Source organism: Pseudomonas mandelii (genome assembly GCF_006438925.1).
Lineage (GTDB): Bacteria > Pseudomonadota > Gammaproteobacteria > Pseudomonadales > Pseudomonadaceae > Aquipseudomonas > Aquipseudomonas mandelii_C.
The window spans coordinates 202,491-224,422 of sequence record NZ_RCZA01000003.1 but is presented as its reverse complement, the minus strand read 5'-3'; the positions used below and the strand labels follow the sequence as shown (position 1 = coordinate 224,422).

Below are 21,932 nucleotides of genomic sequence, written 5' to 3'. Positions count from 1 at the left end.
CTGATGACGGTTTTGAGATTTTCAGGTGGGGAGACTGGCGGATCACGCCAGCGCGGCCCAATACGTTCGTAAAACAAAGCCCACGGCACGCCGTGGGCTTTATTGGCAGTCAGTCAGGCAACGCCTTACTGAGGCTTGGCTTCAGTTTTAGGTTTGCCGAAGTGCCACTCGTAAACCACAAATTTGAAGTCTTTCAAGTCGCCCTTGGCGTCGAAGCTCAGGTCGCCAGTCGGGGTTTTGAAGGAACCTGCGTGGATGGCAGCAGCCACTTTGGCAGGGTCTTCGCTCTTGGCAGCAGTGATACCACCAGCGATGACTTCAACAGCCGAGTAGGCCGGGAACACGAACGGACCGCTTGGGTCTTCTTTCTTGGCTTTGAACGCATCAGCCAGGGCGATGTTGGCCGGATCCTGGTCGAAGGATTTCGGCAGGGTTACCAGCAGACCTTCGGAAGCGTCTTTGGCAATCTGCGAAATGGAGTCGTTACCCACGCCTTCCGGACCCATGAACTTGGCTTTCAGGCCTTTTTCCTGGGCTTGACGCAGGATCAGACCCAGCTCCGGGTGGTAGCCGCCGTAGTAGACGAAGTCGACGTTGGCTTGCTTGAGCTTGGAGATCATCGAAGAGAAGTCTTTGTCGCCGGCGTTGATGCCTTCGAACACGGCAACCTTGACGTTTTTGCCTTCCAGGGTTTTCTTCACGGCGGTGGCGATGCCTTCACCGTATTGCTGTTTGTCGTGCAGAACAGCAACGATCTTCGGTTTTACGAAGTCGGCAATGTAGTTACCGGCGGCTGGGCCCTGGGCGCTGTCCAGACCGATAGTACGGAAGATCATTTTGTAACCGCGATTGGTGATGTCCGGGCTGGTGGCAGCCGGGGTGATCATGATCACGCCTTCGTCTTCGTAAATGTCCGAAGCCGGTTGAGTGGAGCTGGAGCACAGGTGACCGACCACGAACTTGACGCCGTCGTTGACGACTTTGTTCGCAACCGCTACCGCTTGTTTTGGATCACAGGCGTCATCGTATTCAACGGCTTCGAGTTTCTTGCCGTCTACGCCGCCTTTGGCGTTGATCTGTTCGATGGCCATTTTGGCGCCACTGAACTGCATGTCGCCGTATTGGGCTACAGGGCCGGTTTTAGGGCCGGCGATGCCGATCTTGATGGTGTCAGCTGCGAACGAATGGCTGGCAACCCCGGCCAGAACCATAGCGGCAAACAGTTTGGAAATCTGCTTAGTAGCCTTAGTCATAGTGCTCCACTCTTACTGTTGTAGTTTTTATAGTCCTGGCGCCGTAGCAGCAGAACCGGGTCAGATATCTTCGATATCCTCCGGAAAATGCCCCCGGCAACTGTACCGGTACAGTGTAGAGCGCCAATTGTTAGCCTGGGAAGCTGGCGCCAGGGGGCAAAACCTGAGGGTGTCGCTTTATTGAAAGAAAAAGACAGAATGGCGGCGGGGGTTATAGCTGAAATATCAGCAATCCTTGGCTTTCCTGCTGTTTTCAATCGGTAACTCCATTGCCTCCGGGTTTTTCTGCCAGACCACCGACGTTATGATTGCGTCAATTTCTTTTCCGGACAGGACCCATGACTCAAGAACCTAGCACCCTCTATGCCAAGCTGCTTGGTGAAACCGCATCTATTACCTGGAAGGAGCTTGAGCCGTTCTTCGCCAAGGGTGCCCTATTGTGGGTCGACCCCGGTCTGGATTTGATTGCTGCAGCGGAGGCCGTCGCGACCGATGAAGGCGAGAAAGTGGCTGCCTGGCTGGCTGCCGACAAGGTCGCCAAGCTGTCTGAAACGCGGGCGCTGGATCTTTTCGAACGTGATCCGCAGCTGTGGGCAGTGGTCGTTTCGCCGTGGATTCTGATCCAGGAAAGGGCGACGAGCTGAAAGCTTGCACTTGATTGGTGCATGACTTTGTCGGGCAAAAGTGTGTAGCCGAGTAGCGTGATGGCATGTTGCCGTAGAGAAAGGCCACAGAAGGGTCTTGGCGAGGGTGACGTAAACGTAACGGGAACAGTTTAAGGAGCAGCCTGATGGCTGCTTAATTGTTTCTGAATGTTGGGATATTGCAGCAAAAGATGAAAATCAAAAGATCGCAGCCTTCGGCAGCTCCTACAGGGGAATGCGTATACCTGTAGGAGCTGCCGAAGGCTGCGATCTTTTGGGAACAACCCAAATTAAGCAGTTTTACCCGTATGGTTATTCAGCGAAATAACCTTGGTCTTGCCAATCCGGTGACGGTAGATCTCGCGCAAGTACTTGATCGCCTTCTTCACGCAGTCCCGGGACAGACGAATGTCATTGATCGAGACGAACTTGTCTTTGTCGTTGATTAGCTCGCGGTACTTCTTCTCGTACATCGGTTTGATCGCGTACCAGTTGGTGTCGAGGATCTTCGCCGGGTTCTCGAATTCATTCAGTAGTTCGTCGATCCGGTCCTCGTCAAACTCTTCATTGATGATGAAGTCCAGGATCGAGTTATCCAGAGTCTCGTCAAAGCGGTACGGGTTTTTCGCGAAGCAACGCTTGATGAAGGCCACGATCAGCGTCAGGAAGTCGTCTGACAGGCACGGGCTCTTGGCGATCAGGGTGGTCAGCGACAGGTTGGCCGAGGCGCCGATGACCAACGCATAGCGCTTGAGCGTGGTGTTCGGGAACAGGCTGTTGAGGTGGGTCTTCAACCGGTTCAAGTCCATGTAGGACAGCTTGTAGTCCTTTGGCAGCGAAACAATCGAGACCACCGACGAGCAGTTCTTGAAAAAGTGCAGGTCGTGCAAGGCGGCCGCGTCATACCCCGAGTTCTTGTACTGTTCCAGCGAGGCGCGATAGCGCTTGGATTCGATCGGCAACAAGCTGATGCCTTCGATCGCCTGGGTCACTTTGTTGAAGTGCGGCAAGTCGATGGAGCGGAAGAACAGATCGTCGATGTTCAGGCGCTGCGGTTCTTTCTCGAACACCTTGAACTTGTCGCTGCTCGGCGGCGGAGTTTCCGGCACCACGGACTCGGCGTAGGCAATCGCTACGGGGCCGGCCAGACTCATGAACAGGTCGTTGGCGTCGAGGCGAATGGTTTCGCCAATGTCGATGCCAGCCCGACGGAAATAGTTCTGGTCATAGTCGGTGGTGACCGCTTGCGCCGTCAGAATGTTGAAGATCTGCTGTGAGATGTACTGGTTGGCGTGCTTTTCCATCGCGTTGACGTCGATGTTCTGAATGTTGCCGTCATCGCTTTCTTCGGCGTAACGCATGATGTCGTTGGAGATCAGCATCATGGCGTTCCATGGGCGGATACGGCCCATGACACTGGCTTCGCTGCTGTCTTCGTTGGCGAAGTTGTAGGAGAAGTCCCACTCTTCCGACAGGTATTTGCACAGCAGGCGACCGGCGTTGATGTGCAGCGCCTCGGACATTTCGCTGCGGTGATCGGAAATATTCGGCAGCACGCAGATGCCACTGGTGAAGATCGGCTCGAAGACGAAGGAATGACCGCTCTTGCCGTCGTGCTCGTCCATCGGCTTGGTGTCGAACGTCTTGTTCATGTACGAGTGTTGCTGGGCCAGGCCGAATTCCGAGGCCATGCCCGAACCGGTACCGCCACCGGCGCTGAAAATCGAGAAGTACAGGCGCGACTGGTTGGCCTTGATCCCGCAGCTATCGATCAGGTACGAATGAATCATCTTCCAGTCAGGGCTGGAGAAACGCTGGGTGTCCTTGTTCAGGATGATCTTGGCCAGGTACTGACCGAGGATCGGCGCGTTACCGGCGCCACCGGCGTGGACTTCCGACAAGTCCATGATCTTCATTTTGCTGTAGTCGCGCAGGAAACCGCTTTTTTCGCCCTTGCGCGAGAAACGGATGCGGCCAGCGATGTCTTTGTCCAGGTCGCCGAGCATGACCAGCGGTTCTACCAGAAACACCGGTTTGGTGGCCTTGTTCGACCCCAGGCGCAGGTTATTGCGAATCCACTGTGCCGGGCTGTAGCCCTTTTCGGCGAAGCGTTTGTCCGGTGACAGACGATCTTCGTTATTGAATTCGTTGAGGTAGAACTTGCGGGCGTTGTACACCAGCTCCGCGACGTCCAGCGCGATGTTCGAACCGCAGCGGCCCAGGCCGATCAGGCACACCGACGGGAATTCCTGATCGCTGTGATGTTCACTGTCGCCTTCCAGATGCGGTGGGCGCGGGAACACCATGTCGCGCAGACCGTCGAGATTATCGAGGATGCGGTCGGTATTGGTTTCGGTGAAGTACAGGTATTGCTGAGTCGCCAACGGGCGCGATGGCGTCAATGGCTTCGACGGTGCGGGGCTGTTTGCCGCGGGGCTCAACGTCAGATCGGATATCGCAGTGGCCGGATTATTTTTAGAAGTCATTGTGCGCCATGTACCTGGGCTGGTTGGTTGAGCGACACGATGTCGTCGAACCATCACGGATGGGATCTCGCGTCTTTTTTCTGCGCGTATTTGGCCCAAGCGTCAGGGCCTTGGCCTGAGCATCGCTCGGGGGAATCCTTTCCTAAGTCATGATGAATCGGCCAATATTCGACGATCTTTAATCAAAAGGAGGCCAAATGATGGCAACGTTACCTTCGCTCGGGTTTGCCGGGATCGGCTTGATGGGTTTGCCGATGTGCCAGCGCCTGCTGGCAGCGGGTTATCCGCTGACAGTGTGGAACCGCAATCCAGCCAAGTGCGCGCCGCTGGTCGAGGCCGGTGCACGACAGGTCGCCACGCCGGCTGAGCTGTGTCAGCACGCCGACGTGGTGATGTTGTGCCTGGCGGACACGTCGGTAGTGCGTGAGGTGGTATTTGGCCCTGCCGGGGTTGCCGAGGGTGGGAAAAGCGGTCAATTGCTGGTGGATTTTCCAGCCTGGAACCTACCGCGACGCGGGAAATGGCGACAGCGTTGGTCAGCCAAACCGGCATGAGCTGGCTGGATGCACCCGTGTCCGGCGGAGTGGTTGGCGCCGAGGCGGGCAGCCTGGCGATCATGGTGGGCGGTGAAACGGCGGATCTTGAGCGCGTCAGGCCTGTGCTGTTGAGCCTCGGCCAGCGCGTGACCCACATGGGCGCCGTCGGAGCGGGGCAGGTGACCAAGGCCTGCAATCAGATGATCGTCGCCTGCAACGCGCTGGTGATCGCTGAAGTGGTGGCGTTGGCCGAGCGTTCCGGGGTGCAGGCCAGTCTGATCGCAGAGGCTCTGGCAGGCGGGTTTGCCGATTCAAAGCCCTTGCAGATCCTGGCTCCGCAAATGGCCGAAAGCCGTTTCGAACCGGTGAAATGGCATGTGCGCACGCTGCTCAAGGACCTCGACACCGCGGTGAAGTTTTCCCGTGAGCAAGGCTCGGCCACGCCGATCAGTGGACTGGCCGCACAACTGATGCGACTGCATGGGTGCCAGGGATTCCTGGAAAAAGATCCGTCGACGCTAGTGCAGTTGTACCGCGAGCCAGACTCAAAGGGCTGACACTGTGCAAGTGCTTGCGCTGGTTGATTTCGCTCAGCACCGGACGCAATTGCGCCAGCGGTACCGGACGACTGAGCAGGTAGCCCTGCACGAAGTCGCAGCCGTTACGCTCCAGAAACTCGTATTGCTCAATGGTTTCGACGCCTTCGGTCACCACCTGCAAATGCAGCGTGTGGGCCATGACGATGATCGCTTGAACGATTTCCATATCCTGGGTGGCCTTGGGAATGTCCTGGATGAACGAGCGGTCGATCTTCAGCGTGTTGAGTGGCAGCCGTTTGAGATAGGCCAGTGATGAGTAACCGGTGCCGAAGTCATCAATCGACAGCGACACGCCGAGGGCACGAATCTGGCGCAGTAACACCAGCGTATCGGCGATGTTGCCCATCAGCGCATTTTCGGTCACTTCCAGTTCCAGTCGCTGCGGCGCCACTCCGGAGACCCGCAGCGCGTGTTCGATTTCATCGGCCAATTCTTCGCGCGCCAGGTTCAGGGGCGAGCAGTTCACGGCGATGTGGAGTTCTTCGCAGCCCTGACGCGACAACTCGCCCAGATCCTCACAGGCTTTGCGCAGGACCCAGTTGTCCAGTTCTGCGATCAGGCCGTTGGCCTCGGCGATGGCAATGAACCGGTCCGGTGCCAGCAGTCCGTGAACCGGATGCTGCCAGCGGACCAGCGCTTCAAGTTTGCTGACCTGAGCGGTTTTCAGGTCATAGATCGGTTGGTAATAGAGCATCAGTCCGGTGTTTTCGCGCAGGGCGTGGCGCAGCTCTTCTTCCAGTTGCAGTTCCAGCGTCGCGCGGGTTTTCAGGTTTTCGCTGAAGAAATTCAGGCCATTGCGCCCGCTGTCCTTGGACTGATACAGCGCCAGGTCAGCGTTTTTCAGCAACTCTTCACAGGTCTTGCCATCTTCCGGAAACACGCTGATGCCGATACTGGTGGTCATGACCATGCGCCGCCCGGACAGCTCGATGGGCTCCTTCATTTTCGCCATGATGCGCTGGGCCATGTGCCGCGCTTCATCACGATCATGCAGGCCGATGAGGATGCAAAACTCGTCGCCCCCGAATCGCGCAACCACATCTTCGTGGCTGCGCACCGAACACTTTATGTGGCTTGCCAGGACTTTGAGTAATTCGTCGCCGGCATCATGGCCGAGGCTGTCGTTGATTCGCTTGAAATGGTCGATGTCCAGGAACAGCACCGCCAGCATGCCGCCTTCGTTGGTTTTCTCTATGAGTTTCTCGGCAAAAATCTGGTTGAAGCCACGGCGGTTGATCAGGTTGGTCAGGGGGTCGTAGTGCGCCACCTGTTGTAACGACATCCTCGCCTGGTCCAGTTGACTGAGCAGGGCATTGACCCGTTGCAGGTCGCGCTCCTTGTTTTGCAGCTTCTTGTCCGCCAGCGCCGCGCTGATGCTGCTGCCGATGATCAGCAGCGTCATGACAGCCACCGTCAGACCCAGTTGTAGATGATTGTTTTCGCCGGGCAGCGGTTGGAGGCTGTTGGCGGGCAGCACCAGATTGAGCGCCGCCATGCCGGTGAAGTGCATGCTGACGATACCGGCCCCGAGCACCAGGCTGGCGGTGTATTTGAGTAGTTGATGTAACACACCGCTGCCTTCGCGCAGGTGACTGGAAATCAACAATGCGGCCAGGCTTGCGCCAATCGCGATCACGATGGAGAGGGCAAACAGGGCGGGTTGGTAATAGGCCGTCGCAACCGAACGCATGGCGGCCATGCCCATGTAGTGCATGGTCGCGATGCCCAGGCCAATCCACACGGCGGCCCGCAAGTATTGCCAGAAACTCAGATGAGGATGGCTGAGGGTATGCATCGCCAGCCACGAGGCCGTCAGCGCGAACAACAGTGAGATCAGAGTGATGGGCAGCTGGTAATGGATTTCGATCGGCGCCTGGAACGCCAGCATGCTGATGAAGTGCATGGCCCAGATACCGCCCGCCAGACACCCGGCACCGATCCAGCACCAGAGACGTTGGGACGCTGATTTTTCTGCATGGCCAACCCGTTCGGTTATGTCCAGCGTGGCGAAGCCGGCCACACAGGCGACCACATAGGCCAGTAACACCAGAAAGGGGTTATGAGCGCAATTGAGTATGACCTGCCCGAACTCTGGTAGTTGGGTAGTGAAATATAAAGCAGGCCACTCCATCGTACGCCCCGCATCCATTATTCTGGCCAACACCATGAACCTGGTGAATGCGTTGGAGTATAGGTGTCATGCACAGAGTGCAAGCGGTAGTGGCATATTGGTTCTAATGATTTTGGAATGAGCCTCTGAATTTTTAGAAATAAAATGTTGCATGGGCGGCGCCTCATTACATGGGGCGCTATCACCTTTACAAATAATGACAGACAGCTCTGGCGGGCCTGACTAGATTGCAGATTCCGGGCTCGGATGCGCTGGCAGTGAAGCCCCAATAACAATAAAAGAGACGGACCCATGCAGAACTCGACCCAAGCGGCGAATGCCTGGCGCATTCTGTTCCTGCTGTTCCTGGCCAACCTGTTCAACTTCTTCGATCGCACCATTCCGGCCATCATCATCGAACCGATCCGCATGGAATGGCACCTCAGCGACTTTCAGCTGGGGATCATCGGTACCGCATTCACCCTTGTTTATGCCATTGCCGGCCTGCCTCTGGGACGGATGGCCGATACCGGTTCACGCAGCAAATTGATGGGCTGGGGCCTGGCGGCGTGGAGCGGGCTGACAGCGGTCAACGGACTGGTGGGGAGTTTCTGGGCTTTCCTGATCGTGCGCATGGGCATCGGCATCGGTGAAGCCAGTTACGCACCGGCCGCCAACTCGCTGATCGGCGACCTGTTCCCGGCCCACCGTCGGGCGCGGGCGATGGGCATTTTCATGCTCGGCTTGCCGCTGGGGTTGCTGTTGGCATTCTTCACCATCGGCGCCATGGTCAAGGCGTTCGACAGCTGGCGCGCGCCGTTCTTTATCGCGGCAGTGCCGGGGCTGATCCTGGCGATCTTCATGTTCTTCATCAAAGAACCGAAACGCGGCGCCGCAGAGAGTGTGCAGGTTTCTCAGGAGCGCGTAGACCGGCCAATCCGTCGGGTGTTGGCGGTGCCGACGTTCCTGTGGCTGGTGATGGCGGGGCTGTGCTTCAACTTCGCCACGTATGCCTGCAACTCGTTTCTGGTGCCGATGCTGCAGCGCTATTTCCTGATGCCGTTACAGGAAGCGGCGGTGGCGACCGGGGTGATCGTCGGCGTGACCGGGTTGTTCGGCCTGACACTGGGCGGTTGGGTCGCGGACAAGATTCATCAGCGGGTGGCCAATGGGCGACTGCTGTTTGCCGCGTTCAGCTTGATCATCTCGACGGTGTGCACGGCTTGGGCGCTGCATGCCGGGCGGATCGAGATCGGGGGATTTGTGGCGGTGTTCAGTGTGGGCTGGTTGTTTGCCTACAACTTCTACACCTGCGTTTACACCGCCATTCAGGACGTAGTCGAGCCGCGCTTGCGGGCTACGGCCATGGCGCTGTTCTTTGCCGGGTTGTATTTGCTGGGTGGTGGTTTGGGGCCAGTGGTAGTGGGCGCATTGTCCGACCACTTTGCACATACGGCGATGCTCTCGGCCGGTGCTGACCAGATGACGGAGGCGTTCAAGGCTGTCGGCTTGCATGACGCGATGTATTTGATCCCGGTGGCGCTGTTTTTCACCATGGTGTTTCTGTTCCTGGCTTCGCGGTGTTTTGTGCGCGATGCCAAGCGGATGAAGGAAGGGTTGGTGGCGGTGGTTGAGCCTGGGGTTTCTGTAGCGACTGCCTAATCGCCTTCGCGAGCAAGCCCGCTCCCACACTGGATTTGTGAACGCCACAGAACCAGTGTGGGAGCGAGCCTGCTCGCGAAGGGGTCATCAGCAACACCGAAACAATCAAGCAGACAAAAAAAGGCCCGCATCGCTGCGGGCCTTCTTTTTATAGCGGGGTGGAGCAGGGGATTTAGCCCGCCACCAACACCCGAATCGCTTCCAGTCGCAGCGCAGCCTTGTCGAGCATGGCCAGGCCTTGCTCGCGTTGTTTGCGCAGGGCAACCAGTTCGCTGTCGCGCACGGTCGGGTTGACCGCTTGCAACGCAGTCAGGCGCGCCAGTTCTTCGTCGGTGTCGGCGGCCAGACGACGCTGCGCCTCAGCCACGCGCTCGGCGTGACGCGGGAAGATCTTCTCTTCGCCGGCGTTGATCCGTGGCGTCAGCTGATCGCGCTGGGCCTGGATGAACTTGTTGGCGCTGGCACGCGGCACGCTTTCCAGCTGATCGTTAAGGGTTTCGAACGACACACGGGCCGACAGGTCGTTGCCATTGGCATCGAGCAGGCAGCGCAGGGCGGCCGGCGGCAAGTAACGGCCCAGTTGCAGCGAGCGCGGGGCAACCACTTCGCTGACGTAGAGCAGTTCCAGCAGCACGGTGCCGGGCTTCAGCGCCTTGTTCTTGATCAGCGCCACGGCGGTGTTGCCCATGGAACCGGACAAGACCAGGTCCATGCCGCCCTGAACCATCGGGTGTTCCCAGGTAATGAACTGCATGTCTTCGCGAGACAGCGCCTGGTTGCGGTCGTAAGTGATGGTCACGCCTTCGTCGTCGCCCAGCGGGAAGCTGGCGTCGAGCATTTTTTCGCTCGGCTTGAGGATCAGCGCGTTTTCCGAATGGTCTTCGCTGTCGATGCCGAAGGCGTCGAACAGGGTTTCCATGTAGATCGGCAGGGCGAACTGGTCGTCTTGCTCAAGGATGTCCTCGACCAGTGCATCACCTTCGCCAGCGCCGCCGGAATTGAGTTCCAGCAAGCGGTCACGGCCGGTGTGCAGCTCGGCTTCCAGGCGTTCGCGCTCGGCGCGGGCTTCGTCGATCAGCGCTTGCCACTCGCCGTCGTCGGCATTTTCCAGCAGCGGCAGCAGGCGCGGGCCGAACTGATGCTGCAGGGCGTTGCCGGTCGGGCAGGTGTTGAGGAACGCATTCAGCGCTTCGTGGTACCACTGGAACAGGCGCTCTTGCGGGCTGGTTTCCAGGTACGGCACGTGCAGTTCGATGATGTGCTTCTGGCCGATCCGGTCCAGACGACCAATACGCTGCTCCAGAAGGTCCGGGTGCGAGGGCAGATCGAACAGCACCAGGTGGTGCGAGAACTGGAAGTTACGACCTTCACTGCCGATTTCCGAGCAGATCAACACTTGCGCGCCAAATTCTTCGTCGGCGAAGTAGGCGGCGGCGCGGTCACGCTCGAGGATGTTCATGCCTTCGTGGAAGACGGTGGCCGGGATGCCGGAACGCACGCGCAGGGCGTCTTCCAGGTCCATGGCGGTTTCAGCATGGGCGCAGATCACCAGCACTTTGGTGCGCTTGAGCATCTTCAGCGTATCGATCAACCACTCGACACGCGGATCGAATTTCCACCAGCGTTCTTCTTCGTTGGCGTCTGGCTGAGCCTGGAAGCTGACTTCCGGGTACAGCTCGGCGTGATCACCCAATGGCAATTCGAGGTATTCGTCGGGGCATGGCAGCGGGTACGGATGCAGCTTGCGCTCCGGAAAACCCTGCACGGCGGCGCGGGTATTGCGGAACAGCACCCGGCCGGTGCCGTGGCGGTCGAGCAGTTCGCGGACCAGGCGGGCGCTGGCCTCGATGTCGCCATCGTTGACGGCGGCCAGCAGCGCTTCGCCTTCGTTGCCGAGGAAACCGTGAATGGTCTTGTGCGCTTCAGGCGACAGGCGCCCCTTGTCCAGCAGCTCCTGAACGGCTTCGGCCACCGGGCGATAGTTTTCGCTCTCGGCGCGGAAGGCGTGCAGGTCATGGAAACGGTTCGGGTCGAGCAGGCGCAGACGCGCAAAGTGGCTGTCCTGACCCAGTTGTTCCGGGGTCGCGGTCAGCAGCAGGACGCCGGGAATGACTTCGGCCAGTTGTTCAACCAGCGAGTATTCCGGGCTGGCCTTGTCTTCATGCCACACCAGGTGGTGCGCTTCGTCGACGACCATCAGGTCCCAACCGGCGGCGAACAGCGCGTCCTGGGCCTTCTCGTCGTCTACCAGCCACTCGAGTGCAACCAGCGCGAGCTGGGTGTCTTCGAACGGGTTGGCGGCATCGCTTTCGATGAAGCGTTCTTCGTCGAACAGCGCGACTTGCAGGTTGAAGCGGCGGCGCATCTCGACCAGCCACTGGTGCTGAAGGTTCTCCGGAACCAGGATCAGCACGCGGTTGGCGCGGCCCGAGAGCAGTTGGCGATGGATCACCAGACCGGCTTCGATGGTTTTGCCCAGGCCCACTTCGTCTGCCAGCAATACCCGCGGCGCAATGCGGTCGGCGACTTCACGGGCGATGTGCAGCTGGTGCGCGATCGGTTGCGCACGCACGCCACCCAGGCCCCAAAGCGCGGACTGCAATTGGCGGCTGGTGTGTTCCAGGGTGTTGTATCGCAGGGAGAACCAGGCCAGCGGGTCGATCTGCCCGGCGAACAAACGATCGCTGGCCAGGCGGAACTGAATGAAGTTCGACAGTTGGGTTTCCGGCAGGGTAACCACTTCGTTATGCCCGTTGAGGCCGTGGTAAACCAGCAAGCCGTCGACGTCGTCGACTTCTTGTACGGTCAGTTTCCAGCCTTCGAAGTGAGTGATCGAGTCACCCGGCGAAAACCGCACGCGGGTGAGGGGCGCATTCCGTAGCGCGTACTGGCGAGTCTCGCCAGTGGCCGGGTAGAGCACGGTCAACAAGCGGCCGTCCTGTGCCAGAACGGTGCCTAAACCCAGCTCGGCTTCGCTGTCACTGATCCAGCGTTGCCCCGGTTGATACTGCTGCGCCATGCTGCCTGACTCCCACCTTGAAAAAGCGGGCTATCTTAACGGAATCGGCCCTCCAGACCAAAAGGTTTACGGCGTAGGAGCTGCCGAAGGCTGCGATCTTTTGATCTTGGGGAACGCTTGAGTTCTATGTTGTCCGATAAAGATCGCAGCCTGCGGCAGCTCCTACAAGTGCAAAACGGGTCACAGTTTGCGACCGATGGCTCAAGTCGCCATCCCCGCAGCCGACAGCCTGCTGACAGGAGACTAATAATTATGCTGCCACCGATGCTCCCCTTGAGTGCCGTGCCAATCACCTCACAGCAGGATCCGATTCGCCAGCGGCCGGATATTCCGCCCGTGGTACCGGTGCAGGAAAGCTCCAACGAAAGCACCATCGACCTGCAACAGCGCGATCCGGAAGAGGCGGCGTTTCAGCTGCGCGAGGAACAGCGCCGCAAGCAGGAACAGCAAAGGCGCCGCCGGGAAGCCGATGAAGATCCTGAAGAGCACCTGGCGATTCCCGGTGACGAGCTCAACGCTGACAATACCGTGCCAGTGGCGCCATTGATGGAAGATCAGCCACGGCAGGGTTTGTGGGTCGATATCCAGATTTGAGGTCACGGCTGGTCAGCGCCGCGATCAGACCGCATTATTGGCACATCCTTGCCTGCAGATTCGGCAACTGAAATTCATTCCAAGCGATGCACTGAGCACCATGAGCCAAGACGACAAGCTGACCGACCTCAACGCCGAACGCGCCAAGCGGGTTCATGACCTTAATGAAAAGCGCCTGAACGAAGTGCGCCAGGCGTTCGAGCACGCCATGCCGTTGGGTAAAGCGAAGAAAAAGCCGAAGAACAAACCGAAAAAGCGTTGAAACACCCTGCATCTGTTGATGCAGGTCAGTTATTTCCCCTCCTTTACGCCCAGTCTCGGGCGACATTGATCCCGGTCAATTTTTTCCCCTGCCTGATTGGTTAACTTAGCCCCATCGCAACAAGGCAAGTGCAGGAGGCCAGTCATGTTTTTCGACAACGTGGTGATCGCCGGAGTGCTGACAGTCGGCCTCATGGTTCTGTTTTTTGCAGGGTTTGGATTTTTTATCTGGAAGGATTCGCATAAGCGCAAACCGTAGGTCCTTCTGGAAGCAATGAGCACGCAAGGCATTTTGGGCAACTTCGGTTGCCCTTTTTTTTGCCTGCGATTTCTTGAGGATGTATGGAGATCAAATGTGGTGTTTGGAAGATCGCAGGCATGAAAAAGGCGCGGCTCTTACGAGGCGCGCCTTTTTCGTTGCAGCGATGTATCAGCTGCCCAGTGCCTTCGACGCCAGCCAGAACAGGCCGGCCGACAGGCCCACTGTGGCTGGCAGGGTCAGGACCCAGGCCAGCAGGATGGTTTTGACCGTGCCACCTTGCAGGCCACTTTTATTGGCGACCATGGTGCCGGCCACGCCCGAGGACAGGACGTGGGTGGTGGAAACCGGCAGGCTGAAGATGTTGGCGAGGCCGATCATGCACGCGGTGGTGATCTGTGCAGACATGCCTTGAGCGTAGGTCATGCCTTGCTTGCCGATCTTCTCGCCGATGGTCAGAACCACGCGCTTCCAGCCGACCATGGTGCCCAGGCCGAGTGCCAGGGCGACCGCCAGAATCACCCAGAACGGGGCATATTCGGTGGTGGTGGTCAGGTCTTTGCGCAGCTTGTCCAGGTCAGCCTTTTCACGGGGGGCGAGGCCAGGCAGCTTGCCCACTTTCTTCGCCGTGTCGTCCAGGCAGAGCAGATAACGACGCACTTCGATGCGGCTTTCAGACGGCAGCGAGTGGTAGTCCGCTACACCTTTAAGGGTGCCGAGCAGGGCGGTGATGGTCGGTTCGGTCTGTTGCGGGTTGCAACGGAACTTCTCCGGCAGATCGCCTTCCACGCTTTTTCCCAAGGCCAGGTACTCACCCAGCGTTTCGGCATTGCGCTTATAGAACTGACTCAGGTGCAGGGTCGCATCGCGGGTCCGCTCGATCTGATAAGTCGTGCTGCTCAGGTCGAGTACGAACTGCGCCGGCACGATACCGATCAGTACCAGCATGATCAGGCCGATACCTTTCTGGCCATCGTTGGAACCGTGCACGAAGCTCACGGCCATGGCCGAGATCACCAGTACCAGACGGTTCCAGAACGGTGGGTGCTTCTTGTCATCGAGCTTGCGGCGCTGGTCCGGCGTCTTGTGCATCTTCGACAGTGGACGCCACCATTTCAGTCCGATCAGCACCAGAGCGGCAACGATGAAACCGGCCATTGGCGAGAACACCAGGGACGCACCGATATCAATTGCCTTCTGCCAGTTCACGCCATCAGCCAACGGAATATCGTTGATCAAGGCATTGGCAAGGCCGACACCGAGGATCGACCCGATCAGCGTATGGGAGCTGGAAGCCGGGATACCGAAGTACCAGGTGCCCAGGTTCCAGGTGATGGCTGCGGCGAGCAGCGAGAACACCATGGCCAGCCCGTGACCGGTGTTCACATTGATCAGCAGCTCTACCGGCAGCAGGTGGACGATGGCATACGCCACGCCGACACCGCCCAGCAGCACGCCGAGAAAGTTGAACACACCGGAAAAGAACACCGCCAGATGGGGCGGCATGGCTTTGGTGTAGATAACAGTGGCCACCGCGTTAGCGGTGTCATGAAAGCCGTTGATGAACTCGAAGGCGAGGACAAAGGCCAGGGCGAGCAAGAGGCTCACAAGCACCCAAGCATCTAGTCCGCTGAATAAATCGATCATGAAGGTTTTCTGACCCGGTCGTAAGGGGGCGCGATTATGCCAGAAAAGACTGCAAATCGATGCACTAGGTGCTCATCGGTAACATTCTTCAACGAATTAATTTGTGACAGCAGCCCAAGGCCCAGGTTTTTACTGGGTTTTGCAAGTCATTGAATTTCTTTGAAAAGGCCGCAGCCACAAGGCGTCCTCTCGTAGAAACAAGAGGTTTTAACGCTTGTGTGAAGTATCTGAAAAGAGGGCCAGACATGCGCCATTTGCCTCATCCGGTGGGTGAGGTGGCCGCTGCCCGCTGGTAGCGGGCGCGAAAGGCATCATCGATACATCCCGTTTTTAACGGGTGCAGACGCAGACCCTTGAAAGGATTCAGGCCGAGGGCTTATGGCTCTTCGGCTTTGAGTTCCTTTTCCATTTTCTGCAATTCTTGAGTGAAAGCCTGATCCTGAACGGTGGCGCGTTTACGCCAGGGTTTGCGTTCCGGTTCGGGCTGAGCGGCGTAGGTGGTGACTTCCCCGCCATAAACTTCCTTGTAACGTTGTTCCTGGCGCTCAAGTTCCGCGCGCAGTTCGTCTTTCGTCACAGTGCTACCTGATTGAGTTGAGATAAACTCTGGTGAAACGCGCTGCATCAAATGTATTTGACCACGCTCGCCGAAAGGACAAGACCCGCAAAGGCATCATTTTTTACGGCATTGCGATCAATTACTTCCATGTTGCAGGCGGCCACGGCACCAGAGATAAACAGCTGACGTAGCATCAGTTTCCTGTTTCAGCGAACGCCTTGGCTAAGCATATGAAATAAGTGTCAGGCGCTTGCTGCGGGTAACGGCGATGGAACATCGCGCTACCGGGTGGCGGAATCGGCAATTAAAAACCGGACACCACTGAATTGCATTATAGCGGTCGATTCGAAGAACACTATCACCAAAGAGTTAAAAGTGGGTCTTGATGTGTGATTGTTTTGTTACTCGCAACTTTATACGGCTAACTAGGTCGTTCGGCGGCACGACGTTACAGTGATGCCTTTCTGACGCCATTAAGTCGAACAAGTTAGGACAATTACATCGACCCTTTTAGTCTGCGTCAGAGCCAGTGTAAAAATAGGTGCAAGCCCGTTCAATAATCGGCTGGTCCGATTGCGATTATCGGTCGATGGTTCGATAATCGAACAGTCTTGGCTGTCCGGGGTTGTGTGAGGGACCGGCTGACGCTTGTAATAGCCGCTGAACCGTGTGGGAAAAGGACCTTATATGAACGATCAAATGCGCAATTCCTTCGCTTCAGTGGCGCCGCCGATCGTTGCCTCGCCCGCCAAGCGGATCCAGGCACTGACTGGCGACCCGGATTTCATGACATCCCTGGCCCGTGGCTTGGCCGTGGTGCAAGCGTTCCAGGAGCGCAAACGTCACCTCACCATCGCCCAGATCAGCCACCGCACGGAAATTCCCCGCGCCGCTGTGCGACGTTGCCTGCACACGCTGATCAAACTCGGCTACGCCACTACCGACGGCCGCACGTATTCGCTGCTGCCCAAAGTACTGACGCTTGGCCATGCCTATGTGTCCTCGACGCCGCTGGCGGTTTCCGCTCAGCCTTACCTGGACCGCATGAGCGAGCAACTTCATGAAGCCTGCAACATGGCCACTCTGGAAGGCGATGACATCTTGTACATCGCTCGTTCGGCCACCACCCAGCGACTGATTTCCGTTGACCTGTCGGTGGGTGGACGTCTGCCCGCCTATTGCACTTCAATGGGCCGGATTCTTCTCGCGGCGCTGGACGATACATCACTGCGAGAGTACCTCGACCATGCAGAGCTGCAAGCCAAGACCAGCCGAACCCTGCACACCCCCGAGGCGTTGCTCGAATGCCTGCAAGAGGTGCGGCAGCAAGGTTGGTGCATTGTCGATCAGGAACTGGAGCAGGGCCTGCGCTCGATTGCCGTTCCAGTGTACGACGCTTCCGGCCAAGTCGTAGCGGCGCTAAACGTCAGTACCCACGCCGGTCGAGTCAGCCGCAACGAGCTGGAACAACGTTTCCTGCCGGGCCTTCTGAGCGCGAGTCGCGACCTCAGCGCGCAACTCTTCGCCTAAGCTGTTCGATAAACGCACAGAGTCGCGTTTATCGAATTGACGCTCTTTCCCTTGGATCATTAATGTCGCGGCAGCGGCATCCGGCGCTGCTGTTCTCGCTCCATTGCCGGACGACGACCCCAATAATAATGAAAAGAGGCACTTCCCATGCGTATGTTTCCCGACTGTCGCTGTTCCCATCGGTTTCCCTGCCGGAACCGCATCGCCTGATTCCGACACCTCTTTCTTGTGACAGTGTCAGCCTCGGTTGGCACCTGTTCGACTGCGTTCTTTGCGTGGAATAAAAATAATGAACCAGCCTCAGTCTGCTGTAGGAAACTGCCTCGACGTGCAGTCCTTCATCAATGCTCAACCCATTTCGCGCTACCAATGGCGAGTGGTGATCCTGTGTTTCCTGATTGTTTTCCTCGACGGCCTCGACACGGCGGCCATGGGTTTCATCGCGCCCGCCCTGTCTCAGGATTGGGGCATCGACCGCGCCAGTCTCGGCCCGGTGATGAGCGCGGCGCTGATCGGCATGGTCTTCGGCGCGCTGGGTTCTGGCCCATTGGCTGACCGCTTCGGGCGAAAAATCGTACTGGTGGGCGCGGTGCTGTTGTTCGGCGCGTTCAGCCTGGCTTCGGCGTACAGCACCAACGTCGATCAGTTGCTGGTGCTGCGATTCCTCACCGGCCTGGGCCTTGGTGCCGGCATGCCGAACGCCACGACGCTACTGTCCGAATACACCCCGGAACGCAAGAAATCCCTGCTGGTGACCAGCATGTTCTGCGGCTTCAACCTCGGCATGGCGGGCGGCGGTTTCATTTCCGCCAAACTGATTCCGGCCTTTGGTTGGCACAGTCTGCTGATGATCGGCGGGATTTTGCCGCTGATCCTCGCCGTCGTTTTGCTGTTCTGGTTGCCGGAATCGGCACGCTACCTCGTCGTCCGCAATCGCGGTACTGACAAAGTGCGCAAGGCCCTGGCGCCCATTGATCCAATCGTCGTCGCCCAGGCTGCGAGCTTCAGCGTGCCGGAACAGAAAACCGTGAAGGCGCGCAACGTGTTCGCGGTGATCTTCTCCGGCACCTACAGCACCGGCACCTTGTTGCTGTGGCTGACCTACTTCATGGGGCTGGTGATTGTTTATCTGCTGACCAGTTGGCTGCCGACGCTGATGCGTGACAGTGGCGCGAGCATGGAGCAGGCGGCATTCATCGGCGCGTTGTTCCAGTTTGGCGGGGTGTTGAGCGCAGTGGGCGTGGGCTGGGCGATGGACCGGTTCAATCCGCACAAGGTTATCGGCATTTTCTATCTATTCGCCGGGGTATTTGCCTACGCGGTAGGGCAGAGCCTGGGCAACATCACGCTACTGGCGACGTTGGTGCTCGTAGCCGGGATGTGCGTCAACGGCGCGCAATCGGCGATGCCTTCACTGGCGGCGCGGTTTTATCCGACGCAGGGGCGGGCGACCGGGGTGTCGTGGATGCTCGGGATTGGCCGCTTTGGCGCGATTCTCGGTGCATGGATGGGCGCAACGCTGCTGGGGCTGGGTTGGAACTTCGAGCAGGTACTGACAGCGCTGGTGATTCCAGCGGCATTGGCAACCACGGCGGTGGTGATCAAGGGCATGGTCAGCCATGCGGATGCGACCTGATCCGGCTGAGACAGTGGTGTAGCAAAAGATCGCAGCGTTCGGCAGCTCCTACAGAGGAAAGTGAACACCCGTAGGAGCTGCCGCAGGCTGCGATCTTTTGCAGGCGACAGAGAACGATAGCCAGACAACAATGTGTTCGATAAACGAACGCTTAGTCGATTATCGGATTGTTTGGCGTTTTTCAGGGGCTTACTCTTCAGTCATTCCGGCGCTGCGCATCGCGCCTTTTTCTTCCACTGTCGGTTCATAACAAAACGGGAGCCTGCCCCATGGCTGAAATCCTTTCGCTGCACGACGCGGTGAAGCAATTCGTAAACGACGGCGATACGGTCGCGCTCGAAGGCTTCACTCATCTGATCCCTACGGCGGCGGGTCACGAAATCATTCGCCAGGGCAAGAAAGACCTGACCCTGGTGCGGATGACGCCTGACCTGATCTACGACCAGTTGATCGGCGCCGGTTGCGCTCGCAAGTTGATTTTCTCCTGGGGCGGCAACCCGGGCGTCGGTTCGCTGCACCGTCTGCGTGACGCCGTCGAGAAGCAGTGGCCCCATGCGCTGGAAATCGAAGAACACAGCCATGCCGACCTGGCCAATGCCTACGTCGCTGGCGCCTCCGGCCTACCGTTCGCGGTGCTGCGTGCCTACGCCGGTTCCGACCTGCCGAAGGTCAACCCGCTGATCAAAACCGTCACCTGCCCATTCACCGGTGAAGTATTGGCGGCCGTGCCTTCGGTGCGCCCGGACATCACCGTGATTCACGCGCAGAAGGCTGACCGCAAAGGCAACGTACTGCTGTGGGGCATTCTCGGTGTGCAGAAAGAAGCTGCACTGGCCGCCAAGCGCTGCATCGTCACCGTCGAAGAAATCGTCGACGACCTCAATGCACCGATGAACTCTTGTGTGCTGCCAACCTGGGCCTTGAGCGCGGTCTGCCACGTCCCTGGCGGCGCGCATCCGTCCTACGCTCACGGTTACAACGAGCGCGATAACCGTTTCTACCAAGCCTGGGACCCGATTGCCCGCGACCGTGAAACCTTCACCGCGTGGATCAACGAGTACATCCACGGCTGCGCTGACTTCAGCGAGTTCCAGGCCAAGCTGGCCGCTGCTTCGGAGGCCAAGTAATGACTTACACCACCAATGAAATGATGACCGTCGCCGCTGCCCGCCGTTTGAAAAACGGTTCGGTGTGCTTCGTCGGCATCGGCCTGCCGTCGAAAGCCGCCAACCTGGCGCGTCTGACTTCCTCGCCGGATGTAGTCCTTATCTACGAATCGGGTCCGATCGGTGCCAAGCCGAGCGTGCTGCCACTGTCGATCGGTGACGGTGAGCTGGCGGAAACCGCTGACACCGTCGTCCCGACCGGTGAGATTTTTCGCTATTGGTTGCAGGGCGGGCGCATCGACGTCGGTTTCCTCGGCGCCGCGCAAGTCGACCGCTTCGGCAATATCAACACCACCGTGGTCGGCGACTACCATCAGCCGAAAGTCCGCCTGCCGGGTGCCGGCGGTGCGCCGGAGATCGCTGGCTCGGCCAAAAGCGTGCTGATCATCCTCAAGCAATCGGCGCGTTCCTTTGTCGACAAACTCGACTTCATTACCTCGGTCGGCCATGGGGAGGGCGGTGATTCGCGCAAGCGTCTCGGCCTGCCGGGCGCCGGTCCGGTCGGCATTATTACCGACCTGTGCATCATGGAGCCGGAAGCGGATACCCATGAATTCGTGGTCACCGCGCTGCACCCAGGCGTGACGCGTGAACAAGTGGTCGCCGCCACCGGTTGGGCGATTCGCTTCGCCGACACGGTTGAAAACACCGCCGAGCCCACCGAGGTCGAACTGAAGGCGCTCAGGGATCTGGAAGCCCGCACCGCCGCGGCCCACGGCCAAGCACCCGGAGAAGCCTGATGCGCGACGTTTATATCTGCGATGCGATTCGCACCCCCATCGGCCGTTTCGGCGGTGGCCTGGCGGCGGTTCGCGCCGACGACCTGGCCGCCGTGCCGATCAAGGCATTGATGGAGCGCAACCCGTCGGTGGACTGGAACGCGGTGGACGATGTGTTCCTCGGCTGCGCCAACCAGGCCGGCGAAGACAACCGCAACGTGGCGCGCATGGCGCTGTTGTTGGCGGGCCTGCCGGAAACCATTCCGGGCGTGACCCTCAATCGCCTCTGCGCCTCGGGGATGGATGCCATTGGTACCGCCTTCCGCGCCATCGCCAGCGGTGAAATGGAGCTGGCGATTGCCGGCGGCGTCGAGTCGATGTCCCGCGCGCCGTTCGTGATGGGCAAGGCGGATGCGGCGTTTTCGCGCAACATGAAGCTGGAAGACACCACCATCGGCTGGCGTTTTATCAACCCGTTGATGAAAGCCCAATACGGCGTGGATGCGATGCCGCAGACCGCCGACAACGTGGCAGACGATTACGAAATTTCCCGCGCCGATCAGGACGCTTTCGCACTGCGCAGTCAGCAGCGGACAGCCGCCGCACAAGCCGCAGGATTTTTCGCCGAAGAAATCGTTGAAGTGCGAATTGCCCACAAAAAGGGTGAAAGTGTCGTCACCCAGGATGAGCATCCTCGCGCCGACACCACGCTGGAAACCCTGTCCAAACTCAAACCGGTCAATGGTCCCGACAAAACCGTCACTGCCGGCAATGCTTCCGGGGTGAACGACGGTGCTGCGGCGCTGATTCTGGCCTCCGGCGACGCCGTGAAAAAGCACGGTCTGACCGCCCGCGCCAAAGTACTGGGCATGTCCAGTGCCGGTGTCGCACCGCGTGTAATGGGCATCGGCCCGGTGCCGGCGGTGCGCAAATTGACCGAGCGCCTCGGCCTGGCCGTCAGCGATTTTGATGTGATCGAACTCAACGAAGCCTTCGCCAGCCAAGGCTTGGCGGTGCTGCGTGAACTGGGGCTGGCGGACGACGCGGCCCAGGTCAACCCGAACGGTGGCGCCATTGCCTTGGGCCATCCGTTAGGCATGAGCGGCGCCCGCCTGGTACTGACCGCGCTGCATCAGCTGGAAAAGACCGGTGGCAAGAAAGGTCTGGCGACCATGTGCGTCGGCGTGGGCCAGGGTCTGGCCTTGGCGATCGAACGGGTCTGACACGCGGCGTGACTAATAAGAACTGAGGA

17 protein-coding genes and 1 pseudogene are annotated in these 21,932 nt (G+C 58.8%); 11 read left to right on the top strand and 7 right to left on the bottom strand.

Annotated elements, in window-relative coordinates; translation table 11 throughout:
- Window positions 1-125: 125 nt before the first annotated feature.
- The gene (locus tag EAH74_RS08085) at window positions 126-1,253 is read right to left on the bottom strand and encodes a branched-chain amino acid ABC transporter substrate-binding protein (RefSeq protein WP_123366878.1); all 1,128 of its coding nucleotides are present in this window, start codon (window positions 1,251-1,253) and stop codon (window positions 126-128) included.
- A 338-nt stretch (window positions 1,254-1,591) separates the two neighbouring features.
- On the opposite strand from EAH74_RS08085, the gene EAH74_RS08080 reads away from it, so the two are divergent.
- Window positions 1,592-1,897 (top strand): DUF2288 domain-containing protein, encoded by a 306-nt coding sequence (locus tag EAH74_RS08080; protein WP_046056389.1) that lies wholly within the window; start codon window positions 1,592-1,594, stop codon window positions 1,895-1,897.
- Between the two features lie 290 nt (window positions 1,898-2,187).
- Here EAH74_RS08080 and EAH74_RS08075 read toward each other — a convergent pair whose 3' ends face one another.
- Window positions 2,188-4,383, bottom strand: coding sequence for a hypothetical protein (locus tag EAH74_RS08075; RefSeq protein ID WP_140677530.1), 2,196 nt, complete (start codon window positions 4,381-4,383; stop codon window positions 2,188-2,190).
- A gap of 197 nt (window positions 4,384-4,580) precedes the next feature.
- On the opposite strand from EAH74_RS08075, the pseudogene EAH74_RS08070 reads away from it, so the two are divergent.
- Window positions 4,581-5,476 (top strand): annotated as a pseudogene (locus EAH74_RS08070) (NAD(P)-dependent oxidoreductase).
- Here the strand turns inward: EAH74_RS08070 and EAH74_RS08065 are convergent.
- Window positions 5,367-7,649, bottom strand: a complete 2,283-nt coding sequence (locus EAH74_RS08065; protein WP_140677528.1) for a putative bifunctional diguanylate cyclase/phosphodiesterase — start codon at window positions 7,647-7,649, stop codon at window positions 5,367-5,369. The pseudogene EAH74_RS08070 and the gene EAH74_RS08065 sit on opposite strands and share 110 nt — an antisense overlap.
- 291 nt (window positions 7,650-7,940) lie before the next feature.
- Between EAH74_RS08065 and EAH74_RS08060 the strand changes: the two genes are divergently transcribed.
- The gene (locus EAH74_RS08060; RefSeq protein ID WP_140677527.1) at window positions 7,941-9,290 is read left to right on the top strand and encodes a spinster family MFS transporter; all 1,350 of its coding nucleotides are present in this window, start codon (window positions 7,941-7,943) and stop codon (window positions 9,288-9,290) included.
- 172 nt (window positions 9,291-9,462) lie between these two features.
- Here EAH74_RS08060 and rapA read toward each other — a convergent pair whose 3' ends face one another.
- Window positions 9,463-12,309, bottom strand: coding sequence for an RNA polymerase-associated protein RapA (gene rapA / locus EAH74_RS08055; protein ID WP_140677525.1), 2,847 nt, complete (start codon window positions 12,307-12,309; stop codon window positions 9,463-9,465).
- Window positions 12,310-12,561: 252 nt separating this feature from the next.
- Between rapA and EAH74_RS08050 the strand changes: the two genes are divergently transcribed.
- The 3 genes from EAH74_RS08050 (at window position 12,562) to ccoM (ending at window position 13,423) form a co-directional block, all read left to right on the top strand.
- Window positions 12,562-12,903, top strand: a complete 342-nt coding sequence (locus tag EAH74_RS08050; protein WP_095128015.1) for an aspartate-semialdehyde dehydrogenase — start codon at window positions 12,562-12,564, stop codon at window positions 12,901-12,903.
- A 100-nt stretch (window positions 12,904-13,003) separates the two neighbouring features.
- A complete protein-coding gene (locus EAH74_RS33055) occupies window positions 13,004-13,165 on the top strand; it encodes a hypothetical protein (RefSeq protein ID WP_170206616.1) in 162 nt (53 codons plus the stop codon).
- 144 nt (window positions 13,166-13,309) lie between these two features.
- Complete coding sequence (gene ccoM / locus EAH74_RS33670; RefSeq protein ID WP_010462558.1) at window positions 13,310-13,423, top strand: cytochrome c oxidase subunit CcoM; 114 nt, start codon at window positions 13,310-13,312, stop codon at window positions 13,421-13,423.
- A 171-nt stretch (window positions 13,424-13,594) separates the two neighbouring features.
- Here the strand turns inward: ccoM and EAH74_RS08045 are convergent, their stop codons facing one another.
- The 3 genes from EAH74_RS08045 to EAH74_RS33585 form a co-directional block, all read right to left on the bottom strand.
- Complete coding sequence (locus EAH74_RS08045; RefSeq protein WP_123366871.1) at window positions 13,595-15,070, bottom strand: inorganic phosphate transporter; 1,476 nt, start codon at window positions 15,068-15,070, stop codon at window positions 13,595-13,597.
- A gap of 376 nt (window positions 15,071-15,446) precedes the next feature.
- The gene (locus tag EAH74_RS08040) at window positions 15,447-15,647 is read right to left on the bottom strand and encodes a hypothetical protein (protein WP_007935837.1); all 201 of its coding nucleotides are present in this window, start codon (window positions 15,645-15,647) and stop codon (window positions 15,447-15,449) included.
- Window positions 15,648-15,694: 47 nt separating this feature from the next.
- A complete protein-coding gene (locus EAH74_RS33585; RefSeq protein WP_259696353.1) occupies window positions 15,695-15,823 on the bottom strand; it encodes a hypothetical protein in 129 nt (42 codons plus the stop codon).
- Between the two features lie 493 nt (window positions 15,824-16,316).
- Between EAH74_RS33585 and pcaR the strand changes: the two genes are divergently transcribed.
- The 5 genes from pcaR (at window position 16,317) to pcaF (ending at window position 21,903) form a co-directional block, all read left to right on the top strand.
- Window positions 16,317-17,159: a pca regulon transcriptional regulator PcaR gene (gene pcaR / locus EAH74_RS08035; protein WP_008147316.1), complete on the top strand. Its 843-nt coding sequence runs from the start codon at window positions 16,317-16,319 to the stop codon at window positions 17,157-17,159.
- Between the two features lie 289 nt (window positions 17,160-17,448).
- Window positions 17,449-18,795 (top strand): MFS transporter, encoded by a 1,347-nt coding sequence (locus tag EAH74_RS08030; RefSeq protein WP_140677523.1) that lies wholly within the window; start codon window positions 17,449-17,451, stop codon window positions 18,793-18,795.
- Between the two features lie 269 nt (window positions 18,796-19,064).
- Window positions 19,065-19,922, top strand: coding sequence for a CoA transferase subunit A (locus EAH74_RS08025; protein WP_007947285.1), 858 nt, complete (start codon window positions 19,065-19,067; stop codon window positions 19,920-19,922).
- Window positions 19,922-20,701, top strand: a complete 780-nt coding sequence (locus EAH74_RS08020) for a CoA-transferase subunit beta (RefSeq protein WP_140677521.1) — start codon at window positions 19,922-19,924, stop codon at window positions 20,699-20,701. Before EAH74_RS08025 ends, EAH74_RS08020 begins: the two co-directional genes overlap by 1 nt.
- Window positions 20,698-21,903 (top strand): 3-oxoadipyl-CoA thiolase, encoded by a 1,206-nt coding sequence (gene pcaF, locus EAH74_RS08015; protein WP_193560124.1) that lies wholly within the window; start codon window positions 20,698-20,700, stop codon window positions 21,901-21,903. The genes EAH74_RS08020 and pcaF overlap by 4 nt, the downstream gene beginning before the upstream one ends.
- The last annotated feature ends 29 nt before the right edge of the window (window positions 21,904-21,932 follow it).

Bases quoted from the DNA above. Each gene is read 5' to 3' on its own strand.
- EAH74_RS08085 (WP_123366878.1), bottom strand. From the start codon at position 1,253: ATGACTAAGGCTACTAAGCAGATTTCCAAACTGTTTGCCGCTATGGTT.
- EAH74_RS08080 (WP_046056389.1), top strand. From the start codon at position 1,592: ATGACTCAAGAACCTAGCACCCTCTATGCCAAGCTGCTTGGTGAAACC.
- EAH74_RS08075 (WP_140677530.1), bottom strand. From the start codon at position 4,383: ATGACTTCTAAAAATAATCCGGCCACTGCGATATCCGATCTGACGTTG.
- EAH74_RS08065 (WP_140677528.1), bottom strand. From the start codon at position 7,649: ATGGAGTGGCCTGCTTTATATTTCACTACCCAACTACCAGAGTTCGGG.
- EAH74_RS08060 (WP_140677527.1), top strand. From the start codon at position 7,941: ATGCAGAACTCGACCCAAGCGGCGAATGCCTGGCGCATTCTGTTCCTG.
- rapA (WP_140677525.1), bottom strand. From the start codon at position 12,309: ATGGCGCAGCAGTATCAACCGGGGCAACGCTGGATCAGTGACAGCGAA.
- EAH74_RS08050 (WP_095128015.1), top strand. From the start codon at position 12,562: ATGCTGCCACCGATGCTCCCCTTGAGTGCCGTGCCAATCACCTCACAG.
- EAH74_RS33055 (WP_170206616.1), top strand. From the start codon at position 13,004: ATGAGCCAAGACGACAAGCTGACCGACCTCAACGCCGAACGCGCCAAG.
- ccoM (WP_010462558.1), top strand. From the start codon at position 13,310: ATGTTTTTCGACAACGTGGTGATCGCCGGAGTGCTGACAGTCGGCCTC.
- EAH74_RS08045 (WP_123366871.1), bottom strand. From the start codon at position 15,070: ATGATCGATTTATTCAGCGGACTAGATGCTTGGGTGCTTGTGAGCCTC.
- EAH74_RS33585 (WP_259696353.1), bottom strand. From the start codon at position 15,823: ATGCTACGTCAGCTGTTTATCTCTGGTGCCGTGGCCGCCTGCAACATG.
- pcaR (WP_008147316.1), top strand. From the start codon at position 16,317: ATGAACGATCAAATGCGCAATTCCTTCGCTTCAGTGGCGCCGCCGATC.
- EAH74_RS08030 (WP_140677523.1), top strand. From the start codon at position 17,449: ATGAACCAGCCTCAGTCTGCTGTAGGAAACTGCCTCGACGTGCAGTCC.
- EAH74_RS08025 (WP_007947285.1), top strand. From the start codon at position 19,065: ATGGCTGAAATCCTTTCGCTGCACGACGCGGTGAAGCAATTCGTAAAC.
- EAH74_RS08020 (WP_140677521.1), top strand. From the start codon at position 19,922: ATGACTTACACCACCAATGAAATGATGACCGTCGCCGCTGCCCGCCGT.